The sequence below is a fragment of the Parabacteroides sp. AM08-6 genome (assembly GCF_003473295.1).
Taxonomy (GTDB): Bacteria; Bacteroidota; Bacteroidia; order Bacteroidales; family Tannerellaceae; genus Parabacteroides.
In genome coordinates this window covers 407-615 of the sequence record NZ_QRMP01000092.1, presented here as the reverse complement: position 1 = coordinate 615, position 209 = coordinate 407, and the positions used below count along the sequence as shown (strand labels likewise).

General features: G+C 47.4%; 1 protein-coding gene. It reads right to left on the bottom strand.

What is annotated here, in order from left to right:
* The coding region (locus DW103_RS18685) for a hypothetical protein (protein ID WP_158576723.1) at positions 1–209 on the bottom strand (209 nt) is incomplete at both ends.

The window sequence follows — 209 nt, the reverse complement described above, 5'->3', positions numbered from 1 at the left end:
TAGTAATCCACAAATTCCGGTACTTTCAACAGGTCTGAATATTGGTCGGGCGTTACCATGCCATACCATTTACCGCCTATACCCGATACGTTCATACGCATCATCAGGTTGTGCAATGTCAGCAAATCGTCCTTTGTCAGGGCTTTGCGGTTGGAGGTCAATCCCAGGATATTGCTCTTTCGGGCATCCCCGGTTGTTTTCAGGATGTT